The 10,580-nt window shown below is 67.6% G+C and carries 7 protein-coding genes; 2 read left to right on the top strand and 5 right to left on the bottom strand.

Translation table 11 applies throughout. The features are described from left to right. From LL06_RS15725 to polA, 5 genes are all read right to left on the bottom strand, one after another. Positions 1-1,008: helicase-related protein (locus LL06_RS15725; protein ID WP_152599640.1), on the bottom strand; the 1,008-nt coding region annotated here is incomplete at its 3' end. Continuing rightward, positions 1,005-1,667, bottom strand: a complete 663-nt coding sequence (locus LL06_RS15720; RefSeq protein ID WP_035528895.1) for an ATP-binding cassette domain-containing protein — start codon at positions 1,665-1,667, stop codon at positions 1,005-1,007. The genes LL06_RS15725 and LL06_RS15720, both read right to left, overlap by 4 nt. Continuing rightward, positions 1,664-3,358 (bottom strand): ABC transporter permease subunit, encoded by a 1,695-nt coding sequence (locus LL06_RS15715; RefSeq protein WP_052161627.1) that lies wholly within the window; start codon positions 3,356-3,358, stop codon positions 1,664-1,666. Before LL06_RS15715 ends, LL06_RS15720 begins: the two co-directional genes overlap by 4 nt. A gap of 31 nt (positions 3,359-3,389) precedes the next feature. Continuing rightward, positions 3,390-4,622 (bottom strand): ABC transporter substrate-binding protein, encoded by a 1,233-nt coding sequence (locus tag LL06_RS15710; RefSeq protein WP_035528892.1) that lies wholly within the window; start codon positions 4,620-4,622, stop codon positions 3,390-3,392. Between the two features lie 143 nt (positions 4,623-4,765). Then, on the bottom strand, positions 4,766-7,717 hold the full coding sequence (gene polA, locus LL06_RS15705; protein ID WP_035528889.1) for a DNA polymerase I: 2,952 nt from the start codon (positions 7,715-7,717) through the stop codon (positions 4,766-4,768). Between the two features lie 483 nt (positions 7,718-8,200). Between polA and LL06_RS15700 the strand changes: the two genes are divergently transcribed. Beyond that, positions 8,201-9,592: a M20/M25/M40 family metallo-hydrolase gene (locus LL06_RS15700; RefSeq protein ID WP_035528885.1), complete on the top strand. Its 1,392-nt coding sequence runs from the start codon at positions 8,201-8,203 to the stop codon at positions 9,590-9,592. A gap of 232 nt (positions 9,593-9,824) precedes the next feature. After that, positions 9,825-10,580, top strand: a 756-nt coding sequence (locus tag LL06_RS15695) for a transglycosylase domain-containing protein (protein ID WP_035528877.1), incomplete at its 3' end; no start/stop codon positions are given.

Below are 10,580 nucleotides of genomic sequence, written 5' to 3'. Positions count from 1 at the left end.
CGGCGCGGTGCGTCCGGCCCGGCCCGCGCGCTGGTCGACGGACGCCTGCGAGGCGCGGATGGTCTCGAGCCGGGTGATGCCGGTCGAGGGTTCGTAGACCGGCTGGCGCACCAGCCCACTGTCGATGACGATGCGCACGCCGTCGATGGTGAGCGAGCTTTCCGCCACCGGGGTGCTGAGCACCACCTTGCGCCGACCCTCCGGCGCCGGCCGGATCGCGGCGTCCTGCTCGGCCGACGTCAGGCCGCCATAGAGCGGCTGGACATCGGTTGCGGGACCAAGCCGGCCTTCGAGCAGCCTTGCCACCTGCCGGATTTCGCCTTGGCCGGGCAGGAAGGCGAGGATCGAGCCGGTTTCGCTGCGGTGCAGGGTCTCGATGGCGCCGGCCATGGCAGCGTCGATGCGGTCGCCGGCGGTCCGGTCGAGATAGCGGATTTCGACCGGATGGCTCCGGCCCCGGCTCTCGATCACCGGGCACTCCTCGATGAGCGCCGCCACGCGCGCGGTATCCAGCGTCGCCGACATCACCAGGATGCGCAGGTCCTCGCGCAGGCCGGACTGGATGTCGAGCGCCAGCGCAAGCCCGAAATCGGCCTCCAGCGCGCGCTCGTGAAATTCGTCGAAGATCACGCAGCCGATGCCTTCGAGATCGGGCGAGGACAGCGCCATGCGGGTGAACACGCCTTCGGTCACCACCTCGATCCGGGTCCGGGCGGAAACTTTTGTATCGAGCCGCATGCGGTAGCCGACGGTGCCGCCCACCTCCTCGCCGAGCATCGCCGCCATCCGCCGCGCCGCCGCCCGCGCCGCGAGCCGCCTGGGCTCAATGAGGATGATCTTGCCGGTGAGCCAGGCCTCTCCGATCAGCACCAGCGGCACCAGCGTGGTCTTGCCCGCGCCCGGCGGCGCCGCCAGCACCGCGTTGGGGCCCCGGGCAAGGGCATCGCGCAGGGGGGCGAGCACATCGGAGACCGGCAGGTCGGAATGGCGTGCGGCGATGTCCCTCACGGCAGCCCGACCCGGTGCACCTGGCCGCCGGCGGCGCGCGCATCGTCCTCGTCATGGGTCACCAGCACCACCGGCAGCCCGGCCCGACGCGCCCGATCGAACACGAGCTGCCGCGTCTGCTCCCGCAGATGGGCGTCGAGCTTGGAGAACGGCTCGTCGAGCAGCAGGATCCGCGGCCGCGACGCCAGCACCCGCTGCAGCGCGACCCGCGCCTTCTGCCCGCCCGACAGCGTGTCGGGATCGCGGTCGCCGAACTCCGCCAGATCGGCATCCGCGAGCGCCGCCTGGGCCAGGCTGCGTCGCTGCCTGCGGCCGCGGATGTCTTCGGGAATGGCGATGGCGATGTTGTCGACGACGCTCAGGTGGGGAAACAGCAGCGGGTCCTGAAACAGGATGCCGGCATGCCGCTGCTCCGCCGGCAGCGCCGTGAGTTCGACGCCGTCCACCGTGATCCTTCCGCTGGCGGTGAAGGCCGGGTCGAGAAACCCGCCGAGAAACGCAAGCAGCGTTGACTTCCCCGACCCTGAAGGCCCCATCACGGTCAGCGTCTCGCCGCGGCCGACGCGGGCGTCGAGCGCCACCAGCAGACGCTCGCCCAGGCGGATCCGCACATCGTCCAGCCTCAGTCCCTGAGTGTCGCTTCCAAAGTCCAATGTCACACCCGCAAGCCTCGCCGGTTGCGGAATACCAAGCCCGGCAATCCGGTGGCAATGGCAAATGCGAAAAACGGCAGCAGCGTCTGCAGGAAGGCATAGACGCCGATGACCCGGCGGTTGCCGCCGGCGGCCAGCGCCACCGCCTCGGTGGTGATCGTGGTCAGCCGTCCCGCGCCGATCAGCACGGTGGGCAGATACTGGCCGACCGAGACCGAGAACCCCACCGCGAGCGCCGTCAGGATGGCGCGGGTGAGCATCGGCAGCCGGATGCGGACCAGCGTGCGGGTCCGGTTCATCCCCAGGCCAGCCGCGATCAGGTCATGGCGGCGGTCATGCGCGCGCCAGGGATCGCTCAGCGACAGGAACACATAGGGCAGCACGAACACCAGATGCGCCAGCACCAGCGCCGGGAAGCTGGCGTCGATCCCGAGCCAGATCGACAGCACCTGCAGGCCGAACATAAAGGAGATCTGCGGCACGATCAGCGGCAGGTAGATCAGCAGCAGCGCCCCGCCGCCGCGCCCGCGCCCGGTCTCGTATTCGCGCTCAAGGCACAGGATGGTGAGCGCCAGCGCGATCAGCGTCGACAGCCCGGCCACCGCCAGCGTGGTGGCAAGCGGACCCTCTAAGCGCGGCAGCGCCTGCATCCAGCTTTTCAGCGTGAAGCTCGACGGCAGCGCGTCGGGGAATTGCCACAGGCCCGACACCGACCACAGCGCCAGCACGGCGATGCCGCCGAAGACGATGGCCGAGGAGGCAAGCATCGCCGCGCGCGCTCCGTTGCGGATCACGCCGTCGCGCCGGAAGCGCAGGCCGGCGGCGCGGCTGTGGCGGACCAGCACGGCGCCGGCTTTTTCCAGCCCGACCCAGGCGATCAGCGCGACCAGTGTTGCCCCCAACTGCAGGATCGCGCCGGCCGAGGCCAGGAATCGCGCCTCGAGATCCGGATCGTTCATCCAGTCGATGAGCCGCACCGGCAGCGTCGGCGGGAGATGCGGGCCGAGGATCAGGGCCACGTCGACCACCGAGGTGGCGTAGGCGACCACGGCGAAGACCGCGAGCCGCACCTGCCGGTAGAGCGGCGGCCACAGGAGGTAGGTGAAGCTGGCGATGCGGCCATAGCCGAGCGAGCGCCCGAGCCGCATCGTCTCTGCATGCCGCGTCTGCGGCAGGGCTGCGAGCGTCACCAGGAACAGGAACGGGATTTCCTTGACGATCAGGCCCGCCATCATCGACAGCGCCATCGGGTCGTTGACGATGAGCAGGTCCGGCGGCCGGTCGAGCCCGGTGAGCCAGGGCGAGACGAGCCGCATGATCATGCCCGAGGGCGCGATCAGGAAGGCGAGCCCGAAGGCGGCCGCTGCATGCGGCACCGACAGCAGCGGCGAGATCATCCGCCGCATCCGGGCAAAACCGGCGCTCCCCAGATCGCTGGCGACGAAACCCGCCACCGCGCCGAGCGAGACCAGCGTGGTCACGAGGCCGACCAGAACCGCGAGCTGCGCCGAGTGCCAGATCCCCGGAACCGCCGCCAGCTCGGCAAAATGCGCTGTGGTCAGTTGCGTGCCGCCGAGATCGGGCAGATAGCCGAAGGCCGGCAGCGCCGTCCCCGCCAGGCCGAAGGCCAGCGGGCCGAGCAGGGTCAGAAGGGTCAGCGGCGGCGCCAGGCGCGCCAGGCGCACGCCGCCGGTCATGTCACGAGGTCCTGCCCGGCCGGGCCATCGCTCAGTTGGCCGCGCCGTAGCGCTTGAGCCACTCGCCCTCGATCCGCTCCATCCAGTCCGGGTGCGGCTCGTCGAGCGCGGGGCCGAGTTCGTCGGGCCGGAGCGTGGCGACGCCGAGATCGAGCGCATCGAAGGCGGCGCGGTCCGCATCCGGCAATTTGTCCATCGACAGCACCGTCGGGTCGCCCCAGACCGCAGGGTCCTGCTTGCGAAGTTGCGCCTCCGGCGAGATCAGGAAATTGGCGAGCACCAGCGCCCCGGCCTTCGACGCCGCATTGTAGGGGATCGCCACGAAATGGGTGTTGCCGAGCGTCCCGCCGGTGAACGTGAAGGAGCGCACCGTGTCGGGCAGTTCGCCCGCGGCAATTCCCGCCGAGGCTTCCGACGGATTGAAGGCGAAGATGATGTCGAGTTCGCCGTCGGCCAGTTTCTGCTTCATGTCGGGATAGTTCTGCGGATAGGCCTTGCCGCCGCGCCACAGGTTGGGGTGAAGCCTGTCGAGATAGGCAAACAGCGGCGCCACGTCGTCGGTGAAGCGTGCCTCGTCGACCGGCTGGCCGAGCCTGGTCTTGTCGGCGATGGTTTCGATCAGCACCTGCTTGAGGAAGGACGAGCCGATGAAGTCCGGCGGCTGCGGATAGGAGAACCGGCCGGGATTGCGCTCGGCCCAGTTCAGCAGGTCCGCCGCCGACCGCGGAACGCCGTCTGCGGGGGTTCGCGCGGTGTCGTGGAAGAACACCATCTTGGCGCCGCCCCAGGGGCTTTCGAGCCCGTCGGTCGGAATGGTGAAATCGGTGAGGATCGTCGGCTTTGTCTCATGGTCGACATAGGCCCAGTTCGGCAGATGCGTGGTCCAGTCCGGCGCCATCAGCAGATCCTGGCGCTTCATCGAGGCGAAATTCTCGCCATTGATCCAGATGAGGTCGACCGAGCCACCCTCGTTCTTGCCCGAGGCCTTTTCGGCCAGCACCGTTGCCACCGCATTGGCGGTGTCATCGAGTTTCACGTGAACCACGCTCACGCCGAACCGCTCTTTCAGCGTCTCCCCGGCCCAGTCGATATAGCCGTTGATGTTCTCGGACCCGCCCCAGGCATTGAAATAGACCGTCTGGCCCTTGGCTTCGGTCAGCACCGCATCCCAGTCCTGCGGATCGGGATCGGCGGCGCGGGCGGCTTGCGAAAGGACAAGCGCCGCGCCCAGGGCGCCGGCAAGCAGGATGGGAGACTTGAGCATGGTTTTCCCCTTTGGACCGGGCCTCCTGGACCCGGCCTCATTCAATGTAAGACCTCGATCCAGACACCACAGGGTCGCGATGCCGTCAATCAAGCCGGCCGCGGCCGAGCGTCACAATTTGGTGAGGGGCGCGTGTGCGCGGTCTAGTGCGCCTCGTCCCAGTTCTTCGCCGCCCGCGCGTCGACCTTGAGCGGCACCGCCATGTCGAGAGCCGGCATGGCGGCGTTCTCCATCACCTCGACGATGACCGGGATGATCTTCTCGGCATCCGCCTCCGCCGCCTCGAACACCAGTTCGTCATGCACCTGCAGCAGCATCCGCGCATCGAGCCCGGCCTTTTCCAGCGCCGGCTCCATGCGCACCATGGCGCGGCGGATGATGTCGGCGGCCGATCCCTGGATCGGCGCGTTGATCGCGGCGCGCTCGTTGAAGGCGCGGACCTGCGGGTTGGAGGAGCGGATTTCCGGGTAATGCGCCCGGCGGCCGAAGATCGTGGTGACGTAGCCGTGCTCACGGGCCTCCGCCTTGGTGGCCTCCATGAAGTCCTTGATGCCGGGAAAGCGCTCGAAATATTTGCGGATATAGTCGCCCGCCTCCGAGCGCTCGATGCCGAGCTGGTTGGCGAGCCCGAAGGCCGAGATGCCGTAGATGATGCCGAAATTGATCGCCTTGGCGCGGCGGCGCACCTCCGAGGGCATGCCCTCGACCGGCACGCCGAACATCTCCGACGCCGTCATGGCGTGAATGTCGACGCCGTCGGCGAAGGCCTGGGTGAGCTGCGGGATATGCGCCACATGCGCCAGCACCCTCAGTTCGATCTGGCTGTAGTCGGCCGAGATCAGCACATTGCCGGGCTCGGCGATGAAGGCGGTGCGGATCTTGCGGCCTTCGGCGGTGCGCACCGGGATGTTCTGGATGTTCGGGTCCGACGAGGACAGTCGCCCGGTGGTGGTCGCCGCCATCGCGAACGATGTGTGCACGCGCTGCGTTTCGGGATGGATATAGCCCGGCAGCGCGTCGGTGTAGGTGGATTTGAGCTTGGTGAGCTGCCGCCAGTCGACGATCTTGCGCGGCAGTTCGTGGCCGGCGGCGGCCAGGTCCTCGAGCACCTGCGCCGAGGTCGACCATTGCCCCGACTTGGTCTTCGAGCCGCCCGGCAGGCCCATCTTGCCGAACAGGATGTCGCCAAGCTGCTTGGGCGAGCCTACATTGAAGTTTTCCCCGGCCAGTTGCTGGATTTCCGCCTCGAGTGCGGCAGCGCCCTGGGCCAGTTCGCCCGACAGCCGCGACAGGATCTGCCGGTCGACGCGGATGCCGCGCCGTTCCATGCGCATCAGCACCGGCGCCAGCGGCCGCTCCAGCCGCTCGTAGACCCGCGCCATGCCGTCGGCCGCGAGCCGCGGCTTGAGCACGTGCCAGAGCCTCAGCGTCACCTCGGCATCCTCGCCCGCATAGGCGGTGGCCTTGTCGATCGCCACTTCCGCGAAGGGAACCGAGCTCTTGCCCGAGCCCGCCACCTCCTTGTAGCTGATCGGCGTGTGGCCGAGCCAGCGCTCGGAAAGCGCATCCATGCCGTGGCCGCCGGCGCCCGCGTCGAGCACATAGGACAGCAGCATCGTGTCGTCGAAGCTCTCGATGGTGATGCCGTACCGCGCCAGCACCAGCATGTCGTATTTCAGGTTCTGCCCGACCTTGAGGACCGAGGGATCTTCCAGAAGCGCCTTGAGCTCATCGAGCGCGGCGCGGATCGGCATCTGCCCGGGTTGCGCCCCGCCGCCGCCCAGCAGATCGCCCACGCCGTTGGAGTGCGCCAGCGGCGCGTAGCAGGCGATCACCTGGAAGTCTCCCGCCTCGGGCGCGGACACGGGAATGGAAAGCGAAAACCCGACGAGGTCGGCCTGCATCGCATCGAGCGACGTGGTCTCGGTGTCGAAGCCGACGATGCCGCGCTCGCGCGCCGCCGCGCACCAGGCCCTGAGCTCCTCGATCGTGCCGAGCGTCTGGTAGCCGTCGGTGTCGATCTTGGCGGCGACCGCTGCTTCCGCGCGCCTTTTCGCAAGCCCCTGCGGCGTGTCGACGCCGGTGCCGTCTCCGGTCGAAAAAGCGGAGGCGCCGGGGGTTGTCTGGTCCGGATCGAGGTCGGGGCCGCGCATCTCGGCGGCCGAAGCGACGGCCACGCTGGCCGCGTCGATCGCGCCGGCGTCGGTTTCGGTGGCCTCGGCCACGCGCCGCGTGAGCGAGGTGAATTCCATCGCCTTGAGGAAGGCCACCAGCTTCGGTCCGTCCGGCGGGTTGAGCACCAGGTCGTCGAGGCTTGCGGGCACCTCGACATCGTCCTTGAGCTTGACCAGCTCGCGGCTGATCCGCGCCTTGTCGGCATATTCGAGGATGTTCTCGCGCCGCTTGGTCTGCGGGATCTCGCCGGCGCGCGCAAGCAGCGTGTCGAGATCGCCGAACTGCTCGATGAGCTGCGCCGCGGTCTTGGGCCCGATGCCGGGAATGCCCGGCACATTGTCGACCGAATCGCCCGTCAGCGCCTGCAGGTCGATCATCTTCTCGGGCGGCACGCCCCATTTCTCGATGACTTCAGCCACGCCGATCTGCTTGTCCTTCATGCTGTCATACATCGACACCTGTGGGCCGACGAGTTGCATCAGGTCCTTGTCCGACGAGATCACCGTCACGTCGGCGCCGGCCTCGCGCGCCAGCCGCGCATAGGTGGCGATCAGGTCGTCGGCCTCGAAGCCCTCCATCTCGATGCAGGGCAGGTCGAAGGCCCGCGTCGCCTCGCGGATGACCGAGAATTGCGGGATCAGGTCCTCGGGCGGCGCCGAGCGGTTGGCCTTGTACTCGGGATAGAGATCGTTGCGGAAGGTCTTGGAGGAATAGTCGAAGATCACGGCGAAATGCGTGGGCGTCACGCCCACCGAGGTGTCGCGCGCCGACACCATCAGCTTCCACAGCATGTTGCAGAAGCCTGACACCGCGCCGACCGGCAGGCCGTCGGATTTGCGCGTCAGCGGCGGAAGCGCGTGGTAGGCCCGGAAAATATAGCCGGACCCGTCGACGAGGAAGAGATGATCACCTTTTTTCATGGGCAAGGATTAGCGCGCGTCCGCCGCGAGGTCCATGCGCTTGATGCGCGATGACGGATGAAAAAATGCGATTGCCGACACCATATGGCAGCAGCGGCGGATTTGGCCATCACGGATTCGTTACGAAACTGTAATGTTCGTGTCCTTGAAAAGCCACATTCCCGGGGCCAAATCAGCATTACCGGCGAATGAATAAGCCGATGTCTGGATCTACGGCTCGTCCCCCGCCGCCTCCAGACCAAGGACAAGGGCCGCCCCGCCCCCTAATGGCCCTTGTCCTACCAACATGCCGCCATGGCCTTCCCCCTCTGGCCATGGCGGCTTTTCTTTTTTCCCTCCCCCGACCGATCCACGCCGCCCCTCTGCGGCGCGCGCCAGCCGCCTGCGCGACGCCAGCCCGCGGCACAAATTTCCGCCCGATCGGGTCCGCTTGCCGATTTTATGCAGTAGTCTGTCCGCTTCTGATTCCTTCCGGAGCTTTCGATGACAGACCTGACCGCCGCCCTTTCCGCCGCAGACTCCTCTCTCGACCAGAGCCTCGAGCGCCTGTTCGGGCTGCTGCGCATCCAGTCGATCTCCACCGATCCGGCCTATGCGCCCGAATGCCGCCGCGCCGGCCAGTGGCTGGTCGATGAGCTCAATTCGCTCGGCTTCGACGCCAGCCTGCGCGACACCACCGGCCATCCGATGGTGGTCGCCCATCACGAAGGCGCCACGCCCGATGCGCCGCATTACCTGTTCTACGGCCATTACGACGTCCAGCCCGTCGATCCGCTCAATCTGTGGACCGAGCCGCCGTTCGAGCCGGCGATCAAGGAGATCGCGCCCGGCCGCAAGGCCATCACCGGCCGCGGATCCTCCGACGACAAGGGCCAGCTCATGACCTTCGTCGAGGCCTGCCGCGCCTGGAAGGCGGCGAGCGGATCGCTTCCCTGCCGCATCACCATCCTGTTCGAGGGCGAGGAGGAATCGGGCTCGCCCTCATTGAAGCCGTTCCTCAAGGCCAATGCCGAGGAGCTCAAGGCCGAATGCGCGCTGGTCTGCGACACCGGCATGTGGGATTCCGAGACGCCGGCGATCGCGGTGGCGCTGCGCGGCCTGGTCGGCGAGGAAATCACCATCCACGCCGCCGACCGCGACCTGCATTCGGGCCTGTTCGGCGGGGCGGCGGCCAATCCACTGCACATCCTGTCGAAGATCCTGGCGGATCTCCATGACGAGACCGGCCGGGTGACGCTTCAAGGATTCTATGACGGCGTCGAGGAAACCCCGGCGCAGATCCTGTCGAGCTGGGAGAGCCTGGGCCGGAGCGCCGAGCAGTTCCTGGGCGAGGTCGGTCTGTCCGTCCCCTCGGGCGAACAGGGCCGCTCGGTGCTCGAGCTCACCTGGGCGCGCCCGACCGCGGAAGTCAACGGCATGTGGGGAGGCTACACCGGCGAAGGCTTCAAGACCGTGATCGCGGCGCAGGCTTCGGCGAAAGTGTCGTTCCGGCTCGTGGGCAAACAGGATCCCGACCAGGTCCGCGACGCCTTCCGCGCCCATGTCGAAGCCCGTCTTCCAGCCGACTGCACGGTGAGCTACGCGCCGCATGGCGGTTCGCCGGCGATCCAGCTTCCCTTCGATTCGCCGGTGGTCACCAGGGCCCGCACGGCATTGACCGATGAATGGCCCAAGCCCGCGGTGATGATCGGCATGGGCGGTTCGATCCCGATCGTCGGCGATTTCCAGAACATTCTCGGGCTGCAGTCGATGCTGTGCGGCTTCGGCCTCACCGACGACCGCATCCATTCCCCCAACGAGAAATACGACCTCACCTCCTTTGCCAAGGGAATCAGGTCCTGGGTCCGCATTCTGGATGCGCTGGCGCGGCGATAGGCCTCGCGCTTCCGGTCCCCCAACCAAAAAGCCGGGCCGTGACGCGACAAGGGGCGGTTTCCTTAACCGCCCCTTAAATCGTCGCATTTAGGGTGTTCTGCGATTGCCGGGCAGTTTCGGATTGGGACATCGCATGTCCCGGGCGGAAGTGCAGTGAACCCAATACCCGGATCGCCGACGCAATTGTCGTGATTGCCGAGCCGATCGGGGACAAACAGCATCCGGATCCCGCATGGCGCGCAAGAAAACCACCCCGAGCCGCATCGAGCCGTCCTTCGAGGGCAGCCGGTCCAGGGGAAATGCGCGGACCATCGCCGACGAGCGGGTGGCCGGCAAGCCGACCCCGGCCAAACGCCGCAAGACCGCCCAGCCGAAAGCCCGCAAGCCCCGCTCGCGGACGTCACGCGGCCGCCTGGTGGGAGCGGTGCGCGGCATGGTCTACTGGTGCTTCGTGCTGGCGATCTGGGGCGGCATCGCGCTCGCCGGCATCGTCGCCTATTACGGTGCCCGCATGCCGAGCGCGGCCACCTGGTCGATCCCCGACCGGCCTCCCAACGTCAAGATCGTCTCGGTCAATGGCGAGACCATGGCCAATCGCGGCGCCACCGGCGGCGAGGCGCTGCTGCTGGGCGACATGTCGCCCTATATCCCGGAAGCCGTGATCGCCATCGAGGACCGCCGCTTCTATTCGCATTTCGGTGTCGACCCGTTCGGACTGGCCCGCGCCATGCTGGCCAATGTGACCGCCGGCGGAATGGTCCAGGGCGGCTCGACCCTGACCCAGCAGCTTGCCAAGAACCTGTTTCTGTCGCCGGAGCGGACGGTCGAGCGCAAGGTCCAGGAAGTGTTGCTGGCCTTCTGGCTCGAGCACCGCTTCACCAAGGACCAGATCCTGGAAATGTACCTCAACCGCGTCTATTTCGGGTCCGGCGCCTATGGCGTGGAGGCCGCCTCGCGGCGCTATTTCCGCAAGCCGGCGCGCGATGTG

The organism is Hoeflea sp. BAL378, assembly GCF_000759435.1.
Classification (GTDB): domain Bacteria; phylum Pseudomonadota; class Alphaproteobacteria; order Rhizobiales; family Rhizobiaceae; genus Hoeflea.
The sequence above is the reverse complement of the archived record's forward strand: the minus strand, read 5'-3'. Positions and strand labels throughout refer to the sequence as shown.